13 protein-coding genes are annotated in these 13,613 nt (G+C 72.9%); 3 read left to right on the top strand and 10 right to left on the bottom strand.

Annotated features, from left to right (window positions below; all coding sequences use genetic code 11):
* Positions 1–38 precede the first annotated feature (38 nt).
* Genes AB0L89_RS13840 through deoC form a run of 3 tightly spaced genes read right to left on the bottom strand, consistent with a single transcriptional unit; the run spans position 39 to position 3,300 of the window.
* Positions 39–926: an aldehyde dehydrogenase family protein gene (locus tag AB0L89_RS13840; RefSeq protein WP_365139384.1), complete on the bottom strand. Its 888-nt coding sequence runs from the start codon at positions 924–926 to the stop codon at positions 39–41.
* Entirely contained in the window at positions 919–2,358 is a 1,440-nt protein-coding gene (locus AB0L89_RS13835) for an aldehyde dehydrogenase family protein (protein WP_365139381.1), read from the bottom strand. Before AB0L89_RS13835 ends, AB0L89_RS13840 begins: the two co-directional genes overlap by 8 nt.
* Before the next feature lie 3 nt (positions 2,359–2,361).
* The gene (gene deoC, locus AB0L89_RS13830) at positions 2,362–3,300 is read right to left on the bottom strand and encodes a deoxyribose-phosphate aldolase (protein WP_365139833.1); all 939 of its coding nucleotides are present in this window, start codon (positions 3,298–3,300) and stop codon (positions 2,362–2,364) included.
* A gap of 122 nt (positions 3,301–3,422) precedes the next feature.
* On the opposite strand from deoC, the gene AB0L89_RS13825 reads away from it, so the two are divergent.
* Entirely contained in the window at positions 3,423–4,061 is a 639-nt protein-coding gene (locus tag AB0L89_RS13825) for a PH domain-containing protein (RefSeq protein WP_365139378.1), read from the top strand.
* A gap of 19 nt (positions 4,062–4,080) precedes the next feature.
* Here AB0L89_RS13825 and AB0L89_RS13820 read toward each other — a convergent pair whose 3' ends face one another.
* From AB0L89_RS13820 to AB0L89_RS13805, 4 genes are all read right to left on the bottom strand, one after another.
* A complete protein-coding gene (locus tag AB0L89_RS13820; protein WP_365139830.1) occupies positions 4,081–5,226 on the bottom strand; it encodes a hypothetical protein in 1,146 nt (381 codons plus the stop codon).
* 190 nt (positions 5,227–5,416) lie between these two features.
* A complete protein-coding gene (locus AB0L89_RS13815; RefSeq protein WP_365139375.1) occupies positions 5,417–7,072 on the bottom strand; it encodes a phospho-sugar mutase in 1,656 nt (551 codons plus the stop codon).
* 494 nt (positions 7,073–7,566) lie between these two features.
* Positions 7,567–8,391, bottom strand: a complete 825-nt coding sequence (locus tag AB0L89_RS13810) for a purine-nucleoside phosphorylase (RefSeq protein WP_365139372.1) — start codon at positions 8,389–8,391, stop codon at positions 7,567–7,569.
* A 91-nt stretch (positions 8,392–8,482) separates the two neighbouring features.
* Positions 8,483–8,920, bottom strand: a complete 438-nt coding sequence (locus AB0L89_RS13805) for a gamma-glutamylcyclotransferase (RefSeq protein ID WP_361170463.1) — start codon at positions 8,918–8,920, stop codon at positions 8,483–8,485.
* Positions 8,921–9,039: 119 nt separating this feature from the next.
* Between AB0L89_RS13805 and AB0L89_RS13800 the strand changes: the two genes are divergently transcribed.
* The gene (locus AB0L89_RS13800; protein WP_365139369.1) at positions 9,040–10,488 is read left to right on the top strand and encodes an NAD(P)H-quinone dehydrogenase; all 1,449 of its coding nucleotides are present in this window, start codon (positions 9,040–9,042) and stop codon (positions 10,486–10,488) included.
* A gap of 176 nt (positions 10,489–10,664) precedes the next feature.
* Positions 10,665–11,636, top strand: coding sequence for a DeoR/GlpR family DNA-binding transcription regulator (locus AB0L89_RS13795; RefSeq protein ID WP_365139366.1), 972 nt, complete (start codon positions 10,665–10,667; stop codon positions 11,634–11,636).
* A 70-nt stretch (positions 11,637–11,706) separates the two neighbouring features.
* Here AB0L89_RS13795 and AB0L89_RS13790 read toward each other — a convergent pair whose 3' ends face one another.
* The 3 genes from AB0L89_RS13790 to AB0L89_RS13780 form a co-directional block, all read right to left on the bottom strand.
* Positions 11,707–12,270: a helix-turn-helix domain-containing protein gene (locus AB0L89_RS13790; RefSeq protein WP_365139827.1), complete on the bottom strand. Its 564-nt coding sequence runs from the start codon at positions 12,268–12,270 to the stop codon at positions 11,707–11,709.
* A 132-nt stretch (positions 12,271–12,402) separates the two neighbouring features.
* Complete coding sequence (locus AB0L89_RS13785; protein WP_365139363.1) at positions 12,403–12,582, bottom strand: hypothetical protein; 180 nt, start codon at positions 12,580–12,582, stop codon at positions 12,403–12,405.
* Positions 12,582–13,481, bottom strand: coding sequence for a hypothetical protein (locus AB0L89_RS13780; protein ID WP_365139360.1), 900 nt, complete (start codon positions 13,479–13,481; stop codon positions 12,582–12,584). Before AB0L89_RS13780 ends, AB0L89_RS13785 begins: the two co-directional genes overlap by 1 nt.
* Between the last annotated feature and the right edge of the window lie 132 nt (positions 13,482–13,613).

The raw sequence follows: 13,613 nt of genomic DNA, 5'->3' as shown, positions 1-13,613 counted from the left end.
CTGGACGGAGGAGACCGGGGCCTCGGCGCGGAGAGCGGCTAGTAGGCGGAGCCGGACGCGCCCAGCGAACCCGTGGGGTGCCAGACCGTCTTGGTCTCCAGGAAGGCCGTCAGGCGGTGCGTGCCCGGGTCGGCCGACCAGTCCACAGGCTGTGGACGCAGCACGCGCTTGAGGTTGTCGGCCGCCGCGACCTCCAGGTCGCGCGCCAGGTCCGCGTCCGCGCCCGTCAGGTCGATGGCGTTGACGTCCTGGTGCGCGGCGAGCGGCGCGGCGATCTCGGCGGTCTTCCCGGTGAGGATGTTGACCACCCCGCCCGGGACGTCCGAGGTCGCGAGGACCTCGCCCAGCGACAGCGCCGGCAGCGGCGCCTTCTCCGCGGCGACCACCACGACGGTGTTGCCCGTCGCGATCACCGGGGCGATCACCGAGACCAGGCCGAGGAACGAGGAGTCCTGCGGCGCGAGCACCGTGACCACGCCCGTCGGCTCCGGCGTCGAGAGGTTGAAGAACGGGCCCGCGACCGGGTTCGCCCCGCCCGCGACCTGGGCGATCTTGTCCGTCCAGCCCGCGTACCAGACCCAGCGGTCGATCGCCGCGTCCACGACCGCGGCGGCCTTCGACTTCGACAGGCCCTCCGCGTCGGCGACCTCGCGCACGAACTGCTCGCGACGGCCCTCCAGCATCTCGGCGATGCGGTAGAGGATCTGGCCGCGGTTGTACGCCGTCGCGCCGGCCCAGCCGCCCTGCGCCTTGCGGGCCGCCACGACCGCGTCCCGCGCGTCCTTGCGGGACGACAGCGGGGCGTTGGCCAGCCACGTGCCCTTGGAGTCCGTCACCTCGTACACCCGGCCGCTCTCGGAGCGGGGGAACTTGCCCCCCACGTACAGCTTGTAGGTCTTGAAGACGCCAAGTCGTGCGTCAGACATCGAGGTACGCCTCCAGCCCGTGGCGGCCGCCCTCGCGGCCGAAGCCCGACTCCTTGTACCCGCCGAACGGCGAGGTCGGGTCGAACTTGTTGAAAGTGTTGGCCCAGACGACACCCGCCCGGAGCTTGTTCGCGACCGCGAGGATGCGGGAGCCCTTCTCCGTCCAGATGCCCGCCGAGAGGCCGTACTGCGTGTTGTTGGCCTTGGCGACCGCCTCGTCCGGCGTACGGAACGACAGCACGGAGAGCACCGGGCCGAAGATCTCGTCGCGGGCGATGGTGTGCGCCTGCGTGACGTTCGTGAAGAGCGTCGGCGCGAACCAGTAGCCGCTGTCGGGCAGTTCGCACGGTGCCGACCAGCGCTCGGCGCCCTCCGCCTCGCCGGTCTCGGCGAGCGCGGTGATGCGGGCGAGCTGCTCGGCGGAGTTGATCGCGCCGATGTCGGTGTTCTTGTCGAGCGGGTCGCCCAGACGCAGGGTGGACAGGCGGCGCTTGAGGCCGTCGAGCAGCTCCTCCTGGATCGACTCCTGCACGAGCAGGCGCGAACCGGCGCAGCAGACCTGGCCCTGGTTGAAGAAGATGCCGGTGACGATGCCCTCGACGGCCTGGTCGATCGGGGCGTCGTCGAAGACGATGTTCGCGCCCTTGCCGCCCAGTTCGAGCGTGACCTTCTTGTCCGTGCCCGCGACCTGACGGGCGATCGCCTTGCCGACGGCGGTGGAACCGGTGAAGGCGACCTTGTTCACGTCCGGGTGGGCCGTGAGGGCCGCGCCCGCGTCGCCGTACCCGGGAAGGATGTTGACGACGCCCTTGGGCAGGCCCGCCTGGCGGCAGATGTCCGCGAAGAACAGGGCGCTCAGGGGAGTGGTCTCGGCGGGCTTGAGGACGACCGTGTTGCCCGTGGCGAGCGCCGGGGCGATCTTCCAGGCCAGCATCAGGAGCGGGAAGTTCCAGGGGATGACCTGGCCCGCGACGCCCAGCGGCGCCGGGTTCGGGCCGTACCCCGCGTGGTCGAGCTTGTCGGCCCAGCCCGCGTAGTAGAAGAAGTGCGCGGCGACCAGGGGGAGGTCCGCGTCGCGGGTCTCCTTGATCGGCTTGCCGTTGTCCAGCGTCTCCAGTACGGCCAGCTCGCGGCTGCGCTCCTGGATGATCCGGGCGATGCGGAAGAGGTACTTGGCGCGCTCGGCGCCCGGCAGCGCCGACCACTTCTCGAAGGCCTTGCGGGCGGCCTTCACCGCGCGGTCGACGTCCTCGGAGGAGGCCTGCGCGACCTCGGAGAGGACCTCTTCGGTGGACGGCGAGACCGTCTTGAAGACCTTGCCCTCGGCGGCCTCGACGAACTCGCCGTCGATGAACAGGCCGTACGAGGGGGCGATGTCGACGACGGAGCGGGACTCGGGCGCCGGTGCGTACTCGAAGGGAGTGGAGGTCATGGGTCAGTCCACCGTCACGTAGTCGGGGCCGGAGTAGCGGCCGGTGGCCAGCTTCTGGCGCTGCATCAGCAGATCGTTCAGGAGCGACGAGGCGCCGAAGCGGAACCAGTGGTTGTCCAGCCAGTCGGGCCCCGCCGTCTCGTTCACCAGGACGAGGAACTTCACCGCGTCCTTGGTCGAGCGGATGCCGCCCGCGGGCTTCACGCCGATCTGCACCCCCGTCTGCGCGCGGAAGTCGCGGACGGCCTCCAGCATCAGGAGCGTGTTGGCGGGCGTGGCGTTGACGCCGACCTTGCCGGTCGAGGTCTTGATGAAGTCGGCGCCCGCGATCATGCCGATCCAGCTGGCGCGCCTGATGTTGTCGTACGTCGAGAGCTCACCGGTCTCGAAGATGACCTTCAGACGCGCGGCGCCGCAGGCCTCCTTCACGGCGCGGATCTGCTCGAACACCGTCATGTAGTCGCCGGAGAGGAACGCTCCCCGGTCGATGACCATGTCGATCTCGTCGGCGCCGGCGGCCACGGCCTCGCGGACGTCACCGAGCTTCACGTCCAGGGCGGCACGGCCGGCCGGGAAGGCGGTGGCCACGGAGGCGACCTTCACGCCGCTGCCCGCGACGGCCTCCTTGGCGGTCGCGACCATGTCCGGATAGACGCAGACCGCGGCGGTGCGCGGGGTGCCGCGGTCGGTCGGGTCGGGGTTGACGGCCTTCGCGCCGAGCGCCCGGACCTTGCCCGGGGTGTCGGCGCCCTCCAGGGTCGTCAGGTCGATCATCGAGATGGCCAGGTCGATGGCGTACGCCTTCGCCGTGGTCTTGATCGAGCGGGTACCGAGCGAGGCGGCGCGCGCCTCCAGGCCGACCGCGTCGACGCCGGGCAGCCCGTGGAGGAAGCGGCGGAGCGTGCTGTCGGACGCGGTCACGTCAGCGAATGCAGTGGGCATGGTCACGAGGGGAGCATATCTACGCGCGTAGCTGCTGTACAGGGGTGGGGCCCGCCCGGCGCCGGGGGCCCGGCGGCGGCCCGGCCCGGGGCGCCGCGCGGGGCGTCAGGCAGAATCAGGGTATGAGCGACCCTCAGAACCCCGTGGCGGAGCCCGCGTACCAGGACCGCACCTTCCGGTCCCCGGCCGGCATCGCCGGCGGCGTCCTGCTGCTCGCCCTGGGCGCCTGGCTCGGCATCGACGCCGTGATCCGCGGCGAGGGCCGCACCCCGTGGCTCGCGCTCGCCGGGCTGCTGCTCGCCGTGCCGCTGGTCGTCGCGTTCACCGTGCGTCCCGCCGTGTACGCCAACGACGACCGGCTCCGCGTCCGCAACCCCTTCCGGACCATCGCGCTGCCCTGGGCGTCCGTCGCGACGCTCCGCTCGGGCTACTCGAACGAGGTCCTCACCAACGACGGCACCAAGTACCAGCTCTGGGCGATCCCCGTCTCCCTGCGCGGCCGCAAGAAGGCCGCGCGCAGGCAGTCCCAGGCCGCCGCCTCCGGCGACCCGACGGCCGGCGGCCGCCCCTTCCTCGACCCCGGCCGCTCGTCGACCCGCGCCAGCGGCGACCAGGCCATGGACGAGCTGCGCGAGATCTCCGAACGGCAGGCCGGATCCGAGTCCGCGCAGGGCGAGCCCGCGGTCCGCTGGGCGTACGAGATCGTCGCCCCGGCCGCGGCGGGTGCGGTGCTCCTCGCCGTGCTGCTCGCGGTGACCTGACCTCCGGTCCCGAGGCTTCCTACGGCGGGCCGAGCCACGCCAGGAGCATGTGGCCGCCGAACGCGGCCGACGTGAGCGCCGCCGCCGAAAGGACCGTCACCGCCACCCGCGTCCGCGCCCGCGCGAGCGCCACGGCGAGCGGCAGCAGCAGCGGGAAGCCCGGCAGCAGGAAACGGGCCCGCGGGAAGTAGACCCCGCTGCTGCCGAGCACGATCAGCAGGAGCAGGCCCGTGAAGAGCAGCAGGGGCAGCGGCTGGCGGTCCGCCGCCGAGAGGACGTAGAGCACGACCGAGCCGAGCAGCACCGCCGTCACCATCGCGAGGAACAGCTGCGGCCGCTCGACCACGAAGAGCCCGTGCATGCGGCGCAGCGTCTCCACGCCGCCGTCCCATTCGTTGTGCCACAGCCGCTGTACGGCGAAGTAGCCGTCCCAGCGGCCCAGGCGCAGGCCCACCCAGCCGACGTACGCCAGCCAGCCGAGCGGGGCGAGCAGGGCGCCCGCGAGCGCGCGGGCGTGAAAGGGGGCGCGGCGCAGGGAGAGCAGCGCGGCCACGGACACCGCCGCCGCGAGCGCCACCCCCGTGGGACGGGTCAGGCCCGCGAGCGAGGCCAGCGCCCCCGCCCACACCCAGCGGCCCGTCAGGACCGCGTACAGCGCCCACGCGGCGAACGCCGTGAACAGCGACTCGGTGTAGCCCATCCACTGCACGAGCGCGACGGGCAGGCTGCCCCAGAGCGTGGCGAGCACGACGCCGGTCCGCCGGCCGTACAGGCGGTCGCCCACCGCGAAGATCCCCCACGCGGCGGCGAACGACGACACGAGCGCGACCGCGAGGCCCGCCGCGCCGCGCGGCAGCGCGGGGACGAGGGTGTCGCCCGCCCTGATCAGGGCGGGGAAGAGCGGGAAGAACGCGAGGTTGTTCGCGTCGAAGTGCGTGCCCAGCGCGTGCGCGTAACCGTGCTCGGCGATCTTCAGGTACCAGTCGCAGTCCCACGACTCCATCAGCAGGTGCCGGACCCCGCGGCGCTCGCGGTGGGCCCACGCGGCGAACACCAGCAGCCCGAGGGCGCGCACGGCCGCGTACGCGAGGAGCGCGGGGGAGGCGTGCCGCAGGGCGCGCACCGCACGGTCCGCGCGGCCCGTGCGCGGGCGTGCGGTGCCCAGGGGGCTCCTGGACGCGGGGACCCGGGACGGGGCGGCGGCCCTGGGCTCGGAGATTCCGTACGGCACTGCGGCAGCTCCCGGAACGTGATCGTGCGCTACCGGTCGACCCTTCCTGGGGGACCGGCAGCGCACCGGATCGCTGCGGCAGCTGCCCTAGCGGAACCACTCGGACGGGTGGCTCCCCTCGGGATCAGATGCCCGCCGCCGCCGAGAGGTCGCGCTTGATCGTGGCGAGGAGGTCCGTCGCCTTCGCGCGGGCCGCCGGGAGCTCCGACCGCCCGGAGACCGGGACGACGACCTCCAGGTAGCACTTGAGCTTCGGCTCCGTGCCGCTCGGGCGCACGATGACGCGGGCACCGTCGAGCGTGTAGCGCAGGCCGTCCGTGGGCGGGAGCTTGTCCGTGCCCCGCGTCAGGTCCTCCGCCTTCGTCACGGGCAGGCCCGCCAGCTCCGTCGGCGGCTGCTCGCGCAGGCGGCGCATCGCGTCCGCGATCAGCGACAGGTCCTCCACGCGGACCGACAGCTGGTCGGTGGCGTGCAGGCCGTGCTCCACGGCCAGGTCGTCGAGGAGGTCCAGGAGGGTGCGGTTCTCTTCCTTGAGACCGGAGGCCAGCTCGGTGAGCAGCAGTGCGGCGGTGATGCCGTCCTTGTCGCGTACGCCCTCGGGGTCCACGCAGTAGCCGAGCGCCTCCTCGTAGCCGTAGCGCAGGCCGTCGACGCGGGCGATCCACTTGAAGCCGGTGAGGGTCTCCTCGTAGCCGAGGCCCGCCTTCTCGGCGATCCGGCCGAGGAGGGAGGAGGAGACGATCGACTCGGCGAAGGTGCCCTGTGCGCCGCGCTCGACCAGGTGCGCGGCGAGGAGCGCCCCGACCTCGTCGCCGCGGAGCATCCGCCAGTCCGCGCCGTCCTTGACCGCGGCGGCGCAGCGGTCCGCGTCGGGGTCGTTGGCGATGATCAGGTCCGGGGCGGGGGTGGTGCGGGCCGCCGTCGCGAAGGACAGGTCCATCGCGCCCGGCTCCTCCGGGTTCGGGAACGCGACCGTGGGGAAGTCCGGGTCCGGCTCGGCCTGCTCGGCGACGAGGACCGGGGCGGGGAAGCCGGCGCGGGCGAAGGCCGCGAGGAGGGTGTCCTTGCCGACGCCGTGCATGGCCGTGTAGACGGCGCGGGCGGTGCGGGGGGAGTCCGGGGCCAGGACGGCGTCCGTACGCACCAGATAGGCCTCCAGGACGTCCTCGGACAGGATTTCCCAGCCGGCCTCGGGGCGGGGCACGTCGTGGAGGCTCGCGATCGCGTCGATCTCGGCGGCGATCTCCGCGTCGGCGGGCGGGACGATCTGGGAGCCGTCGCCGAGGTAGACCTTGTAGCCGTTGTCGCGCGGGGGGTTGTGGCTGGCGGTGACCTCCACGCCCGCGACCGCGCCGAGGTGCCTTATGGCGAAGGCGAGGACGGGGGTGGGCAGGGGGCGGGGGAGCACGGCCGCGCGGAGGCCGGCGCCGGTCATCACGGCGGCGGTGTCGCGGGCGAAGTCGGCGGACTTGTGGCGGGCGTCGTAGCCGATGACGACGAGGCCGTCGGTCTGTCCCTTGCCCTTGAGGTACGCGGCGAGGCCGGCGGCGGCGCGGATGACCACGGAGCGGTTCATGCGCATGGGGCCCGCGCCGAGTTCGCCGCGGAGGCCGGCGGTGCCGAACTGGAGGGTGCCGGTGAAGCGTGCGGTGAGCTCGTCCGTGTCCGCGGATTCGATGAGCTTGGCCAGCTCCTCGCGGGTCTCGGGGTCCGGGTCCTCGGCCAGCCAGGCCTGGGCCCGCGCGATGAGTTCGGAGGTGTCCTGCGAGTCGTCCTGCACGGTGTCTTCAGCCTCTCGTGTTCGGGGGTGTCGTTGACGGGCGTCACGCCTCGTTCTGGCGGGGGCGCCTTGGGGCTGGCTCCTGAGCCTTGGGCGGTGCGCCTTTGTCCGTCTGTGGGGCGGGGCCGCGGGGGTATGTGCGTACTCGCCATCCCTGCGCCCCGCCCCAAGTCCAAAGACGCCAGAGCTGGCTCGGTGCTCCGTTCGCACATACCCCCACGTCCCCTCGGGAGCGCGTGCGCCTGCCGGCCGGTGGGGGCCGGTGCGCCCACGCCGCGGCGGGCGGGACCGTGCCGCTCCGCTGTGGGCAGGCGTTCCGCAAGGCGGAACGGGTGGGCACAGCCCACGGTGCCGGGCAGCGACAAGTGTGGCTCCCGCCCCGGTGCAGGTGGGGCGTCGGCCCAGGAGCGGGCAGCGGTGAGCGAGGGCCCCGCCCCGGTGCAGGCGGGGAGCCACGGTGCGGGGCGCCCCGCCAGGCAAGGCGCCCCCGCCCGCTAGATGCGGCCCAGCACCTGGCCGAGGAGTTCGCCCATCCGGGTGGCGCTGTCGCGGCCCGCCTGGAGCACCTCCTCGTGGTTGAGGGGCTCACCCGTCATGCCCGCGGCGAGGTTCGTGACCAGAGAGATGCCGAGCACCTCCGCACCCGCCTCGCGCGCGGCGATCGCCTCGAGGACGGTCGACATGCCCACCAGGTCCGCACCGATCGTGCGGGCCATGCGGATCTCCGCCGGCGTCTCGTAGTGCGGGCCGGGGAACTGCGCGTACACACCCTCTTCGAGGGTCGGGTCGATCTCCTTGCAGAGGGCCCGGAGACGGGGGGAGTACAGGTCCGTCAGGTCGACGAAGTTCGCGCCGACGATCGGCGACGTCGCCGTGAGGTTCAGGTGGTCGCTGATCAGCACCGGCTGACCGGGCCGCATGCCCTCGCGCAGCCCACCGCAGCCGTTGGTGAGCACGATGGTCTTGCAGCCCGCGGCCACGGCGGTGCGGACACCGTGCGCGACGGCGGCCACGCCACGGCCCTCGTAGTAGTGGGTGCGGCCCAGGAAGACCAGGGCGCGCTTGTCGCCGACCTTGAAGGAGCGGATGCGACCGCCGTGGCCCGCCACCGCCGGCGGCGGGAAGCCGGGCAGCTCGGTGACCGGGAACTCGGCCTCGGGGGTGCCGAGCGCCTCGACGGCCGGCGCCCAGCCGGAGCCCATCACGAGGGCGACGTCGTGGGTCTCGGCGCCCGTCAGCTCGCGCAGGCGCGCGGCGGCGGCGTCGGCGGCGGCGTAGGGGTCGCCCTGGATGTCGTCCGGAATAACTGAAGCGTTCACGTCGATGAGAGTAGCCGCTCGCGCCCTACGCGCGTAGATGACGATGCTCACGGGATTTCGATCGTTGTCTTGTCGTTTTCGACGAGACCCGTCAGCAGGGGCGCTTGCGCAGCTCCATCACGTAGTCGTGGGGGGCGCCCGCGGACTCCGCAGCGTCGGCCAGTTCGCCCAGGTAGCGGGCCGAGGGGAGGCCGCCCTCGTAGCCGTTGAGGACGTACACCCATGCGGGTTCCTCGCCCTCCAGCGTGTGGACGCGCACCCGCATGCGCCGGTAGATGTCGAGGCCGACGCCTTCCCAGCGGTCCATGGAGTCCTCGTCCATGGGAGCGATGTCGTACAGGGTCACGAAGACCTGGGAGCGCGGGGCCTCGACGATGGTGGCGAGCGCGCCCTCCCACCCCATGTGCTCCCCGCCGAAGGTGAGCCGCCAGCCGTTCAGCCAGCCGGTCGCGCGCAGCGGCGAGTGCGGGGCGCGGCGTGACATGAGCCGCGGATCCAGATTGCCGGCGTACGCGGCGTAGAGCGACATGAGGTCGAGGGTACGACAGCAATCGGGTGTGCCTCTCCCGCGTCCGGAGGACCGCACGGACGGGGCCGTCGCACGGACGGAGGGCCCCGGCGCGTTGCTGTCTTGAAGCGTGCGGGACAATGGAGTACGTGACTCGGATCGTGATCATTGGTGGCGGACCCGGCGGATACGAGGCGGCCCTCGTGGCCGCCCAGCTCGGCGCGGAGGTGACCGTCGTCGACTGCGACGGTCTGGGCGGGGCGTCGGTGCTCACCGACTGCGTGCCGTCGAAGACTCTGATCGCGACGGCCGAGGTGATGACCAGCTTCGATTCGTCGTACGAGGAGCTCGGGATCATCGTCGCGGACGACACCCCGCACATCGACACCCCCGCGCGCGTGGTCGGTGTGGACCTGGGGAAGGTCAACCGCCGTGTGAAGCGCCTGGCGCTCGCGCAGTCCCACGACATCACCGCCTCCGTCACGCGGGCGGGCGCGCGCGTGCTGCGCGGCCGCGGCCGCCTGGAGGGGCAGCAGGACATCGACGGGTCGCGCAAGGTGATCGTGCGCGCCGCCGACGGCACCGAGGAGACGCTCGTCGCCGACGCCGTGCTGATCGCCACCGGCGGTCACCCGCGCGAGGTGCCCGACGCCCAGCCCGACGGCGAGCGCATCCTGAACTGGACGCAGGTCTACGACCTCGACGAGCTGCCCGAGGAGCTCATCGTGGTCGGCTCCGGCGTCACCGGCGCCGAGTTCGCCGGCGCCTACCAGGCCCTGGGCTCCGAGGTCACCCTCGTGTCCAGCCGCGACCGCGTGCTGCCGGGCGAGGACCCGGACGCCGCCGCCGTCCTGGAGGACGTCTTCCGCCGCCGCGGGATGAACGTCATGTCCCGCTCCCGCGCCGCCTCCGCCAAGCGCGTCGGCGACCGGGTCGAGGTCACCCTCGCCGACGGACGCGTCATCTCCGGCACGCACTGCCTGATGGCCGTCGGCGCCATCCCGAACAGCAGCGGCATGGGCCTGGAGGAGGCCGGGGTCAAGCTGAAGGACTCCGGGCACATCTGGACCGACAAGGTCTCCAGGACGTCCGCCCCGGGCGTGTACGCCGCCGGTGACGTCACCGGGGTCTTCGCGCTCGCCTCCGTCGCCGCGATGCAGGGCCGCATCGCGATGTACCACTTCCTGGGCGACGCGGTCACCCCGCTGAACCTGAAGACCGTCTCGGCGAACGTCTTCACGGACCCGGAGATCGCGACCGTCGGCTACAGCCAGGCCGACGTCGACGCCGGAAAGATCGACGCCCGCGTCGTCAAGCTGCCGCTGCTGCGCAACCCGCGCGCGAAGATGCAGGGCATCCGCGACGGCTTCGTCAAGATCTTCTGCCGTCCCGGCACGGGCATCGTGGTCGGCGGTGTGGTCGTCGCACCGCGCGCTTCGGAACTGATCCATCCCATCTCGATCGCGGTCGACAACAATCTGACGGTCGAGCAGATCGCGAATGCGTTCACCGTGTACCCATCCCTTTCGGGGTCGATCGCCGAGGTGGCGCGTCAACTCCACACCCGGAAGGCCGCGGGCGAAGGCTGATCCCGGCTCCGGCGCGAATGAACTCTTCGCAGGTCACGCGCTGTTGCGGCCCATTCGCGCGGCATAGGCGTACTGAGTGGGCACCTATACCACTTCCCACCCTGCCGTGCGAACAACTTCTGTAATTCGGCGCAAACTGCTGAAAGCAGACGGTCGTTGGGGTTACTGTCAGTTTCGTGTTCGCTGCAGAACGTCGCCAATTGATCCTCGAAATGGTGCGAGCCAACGGAGCGGTATCGCTTCGTGAGCTCGCCCGCGTCGTCCAGACCTCCGAAGTGACCGTACGGCGGGACGTGCGCGCGCTGGAGGCAGAAGGACTCCTCGACCGCCGACATGGCGGTGCGGTATTGCCGGGCGGATTCACGCGGGAGTCCGGCTTTCCGCAGAAATCACATCTCGCGACCGCCGAGAAGACGGCCATCGCCGATCTCGCGGCGGGACTCGTCGAAGAGGGCGAGGCCATCGTCGTCGGGGCGGGTACGACCACGCAGGAGCTGGCCCGACGGCTCGCGCGGGTGCCCGGCCTGACCGTTGTCACCAACTCCCTGCTGGTGGCGCAGGCGCTGGCCCATGCCAACCGGGTCGAAGTCGTCATGACGGGCGGCACCCTGCGCGGTTCGAACTACGCGCTGGTGGGCAGCGGCGCCGAGCAGTCCCTCCAGGGGCTGCGGGTGTCGCGCGCCTTCCTCTCGGGCAGTGGTCTGACCGCCGAGCGCGGCCTGTCCACGTCCAACATGCTCTCCGCGAGCGTGGACCGCGCGCTGGTGCAGGCGGCGGCCGAGGTCGTGGTGCTCGCCGACCACACCAAGCTCGGCACCGACACGATGTTCCAGACGGTGCCGACGGACGTCATCACCCGGCTGGTCACGGACGAACCGCCCGCGCACGACGACCGGGCCGCCACGGAGCTGCAGGCCCTGGCCGACCAGGGTGTGCAGATCGCGGTGGCGGGCGGCTCCGCGGGCCCTAACGCGGGGCCCGGTGCCGAATCCGTGCCGGCGGGGCGTCAGTCGCGCCGGGACGTGCCCCTGCCGGGTCAGCGTCGCAACCACGGGGCGGGTCCGGGTCAGCAGCTGCGCAGCGCGCTCCTCGGGGAGCAGCCGCCCGGCGAGCGGGCCGCCCGGGTCGCGGATCTGCGCCGCCGCTGACCTCCGGCGGGGCCGGGACGGCCGCGCCGGGACGTGACGCACCGTGACGGCACGGCCGCCGGAGCGGGCGTCACGCCGCGGGCTGCCCGTCGGCCTTCAGGCCCCGCAAGGTCAGTGTGAGCAGCCGGTCGGCCAACTTCGGGTCGTCCGGGGTCTCTTCGGCCGCCAGCGAGATCGCGTTGGTCAGCTGGAGCAGGTCGGAGATGGAGACGTCGGGGCGCACGGCCCCCGCCTCCTGCGCCCGCGCGAGCAGCGCCGCGCCCGCCTCGCGCATCGGCATGGAGCACTGCGCCAGCGCCGAACTGTCGTCGTGCGACGCCGACATGAGCGCGCTCGACAGGCCGCGGTACTCACCCGCATGAGTGACGATGGCGCGCAGCCACGCCACCAGCGCCGCGCAGGGCTGCGGATCGTCGAGCAGCGCCCGCGAGCGCGCGAGGAGATCGCTCACCGCGTCCTCCCAGACCGCGCTCATCAGCGCGTGCCGGTTCGGGAAGTGCCGGTAGAGCGTGCCGATGCCGACGCCCGCGCGGCGCGCCACGTCCTCCAGGGACGCGCCCGTGCCGTGCTCGGCGAAGGCGGAGCGCGCCTCGGCGAGCAGCCGGTCGTAGTTGCGGCGGGCGTCGGCCCGCATGGTGCGCGCCGACTGTGCCCCCTGCTGCGGCGCTCTCGCCTGCTGGCCCGTGCCGGTCGTCATCCCCGCACCCTTCGTGAACGTACGCGTCCCTCAAGGATGCCACTGCCCGCGGGGCGCGACCGGGTGAGGTCAGGACGGCCGCCGGCCGAAGAAGGCGTCCAGCTCCGCCCTGGCCCTGCGCTCGCGCCGGTGCGGGGGCAGGGCGCCCCCGCTCAGGTTCCGGGTCAGCCACAGCACCAGCGGATACGTGACGCAGGTGCCGACGACCGTGCCGCTCAGCACCCCGGTGGCCAGGTCCCCCATGATCATCAACTCACTCTCGTACGAAGCTTCTTGGTGGCGCTCGCGCGGCCGCTCCCGGCGCCGGGGCGGAAGCCGTCGCGGGCCGTGGCGATCATCGTGGCGCCGTTGTCGGGGACCACCGCGCCGTAGCCGAGCAGGCGCCAGCGCGTGTCGACGGCGTCGCTCGCGTAGTACGGCACCGGGCCGGCCGCGGACGGCACCAGGAGCGGCGCGGGCTCCCGTGCGCAGCGGTGGCAGGCGGCGACCTCCTCGACGCCCTCCACGGCGACCGGGGGCGCCACCCGCGCGTGCCCGCGCGCGTGCAGCGGATTGAAGTAGCAGGGCGGATCGGGCCGCAGCGGCCTCTCCGTCACCAGCGCCTCCAGGGCGCGCATCCCGATGCGGCCGAACTCCACGCCCGCGACGAGCTCCCCGAGCGCGTACGCGGCGTCGTAGGCGGGGTCCGGGCTGCGCGGCCCCGCGTCGGCGGGGCTCAGCACGGAGTGGATCACCGAGTTGCTCGCCTGGATCGACGCCGTGACCGCGAACGCGTTCAGCTCGTGGCGCAGTCCGGGCGAGAGCGCGCAGGTGTCGCGCAGGGTGTCGCCGAGCGCGGACGCGTCGCCGAGCAGCTCCGCGCGCTGTTCGGCGTGCGGGCGCAGGGCCTCCGGATCGCCGCGCGGGTCCGGCGGCGGGGCGCGCCAGTCGGGCGCGGGCAGCGGCAGGGCGAAGGTGTAGGGGCGGCGCCGGCCGAGCGGCAGTGCGGTGAAGCGGCGCAGCAGCGCCACGGACAGGCTCACGGCCAGGCCGAGGACGAGCCCCGCCTCGTAGTGCTCCCCGGTCCCGGCGCCCGCCGCGAGCCACCCGGCGCCGGTGATCGCCCCCGCGGCGGCGAGCACACCGATGACATCCCCCGTGCGTTTCACTGAAGTCCCCCCGTGGCCTTCGGTTCTACGTGGGAGTAGGACGCGGGGAGAGGGGCGGGCGGTTGCGCGGGGCGGGCCCGGACGATCACCGGTTCCGCGCGCGTGCGCCCGTAGAAACGCCGGACGGGCTGG

Origin of the sequence: Streptomyces sp. NPDC052114 (genome assembly GCF_040680155.1) — a bacterium.
GTDB lineage: Bacteria > Actinomycetota > Actinomycetes > Streptomycetales > Streptomycetaceae > Streptomyces.
The sequence above is the reverse complement of the archived record's forward strand: the minus strand, read 5'-3'. Positions and strand labels throughout refer to the sequence as shown.

What these genes read in the sequence shown, in the direction of transcription:
- AB0L89_RS13840 (WP_365139384.1), bottom strand. Translation starts at nt 926, where the DNA reads ATGTCTGACGCACGACTTGGCGTCTTCAAGACCTACAAGCTGTACGTG.
- AB0L89_RS13835 (WP_365139381.1), bottom strand. Translation starts at nt 2,358, where the DNA reads ATGACCTCCACTCCCTTCGAGTACGCACCGGCGCCCGAGTCCCGCTCC.
- deoC (WP_365139833.1), bottom strand. Translation starts at nt 3,300, where the DNA reads ATGCCCACTGCATTCGCTGACGTGACCGCGTCCGACAGCACGCTCCGC.
- AB0L89_RS13825 (WP_365139378.1), top strand. Translation starts at nt 3,423, where the DNA reads ATGAGCGACCCTCAGAACCCCGTGGCGGAGCCCGCGTACCAGGACCGC.
- AB0L89_RS13805 (WP_361170463.1), bottom strand. Translation starts at nt 8,920, where the DNA reads ATGTCGCTCTACGCCGCGTACGCCGGCAATCTGGATCCGCGGCTCATG.
- AB0L89_RS13800 (WP_365139369.1), top strand. Translation starts at nt 9,040, where the DNA reads ATGGAGTACGTGACTCGGATCGTGATCATTGGTGGCGGACCCGGCGGA.
- AB0L89_RS13790 (WP_365139827.1), bottom strand. Translation starts at nt 12,270, where the DNA reads ATGCGGGCCGACGCCCGCCGCAACTACGACCGGCTGCTCGCCGAGGCG.
- AB0L89_RS13785 (WP_365139363.1), bottom strand. Translation starts at nt 12,582, where the DNA reads ATGATCATGGGGGACCTGGCCACCGGGGTGCTGAGCGGCACGGTCGTC.